Below are 347 nucleotides of genomic sequence, written 5' to 3'. Positions count from 1 at the left end.
CCCCCGCAGTCAACCCTAATGATAATCATTTTCAATAAACAGCCAGCATGCTACGATGTTGTTAAAATTAAAACAATATGTGTCAGAAAATTTCATATATTTTCAGGAAAATATCCCAGCATTCAAACTGAGTGTGAATTTTGCGCAGCGGTCGAAATAGGCTGTGGGCTGTGGGCTGTGGGCTGTGGGCAGGTATTTTAAATCAGAAGAAAGGAAAATCCCTGGCTGGCGCTTTTACGACAGCCAGGAAATAAGCATTATGACTGAACGTGCAGTACATCGGGCGGTAAAGAGACGCTCAAAATTACCGGCTTAAATGAGCTGGATTTACTCAACCATACAGAGAT

At 42.4% G+C, this 347-nt stretch carries 1 protein-coding gene; it reads left to right on the top strand.

The annotated features are described in order from the left end of the window. Window positions 1-201, top strand: a 201-nt coding sequence (locus BG55_RS23080) for a hypothetical protein (protein ID WP_235192681.1), incomplete at its 5' end; no start/stop codon positions are given. Window positions 202-347 lie beyond the last annotated feature (146 nt).

The sequence above is a fragment of the Erwinia mallotivora genome (genome assembly GCF_000590885.1).
GTDB classification, from domain to species: domain Bacteria; phylum Pseudomonadota; class Gammaproteobacteria; order Enterobacterales; family Enterobacteriaceae; genus Erwinia; species Erwinia mallotivora.
This window is presented reverse-complemented; position numbering and strand designations above follow the sequence as displayed.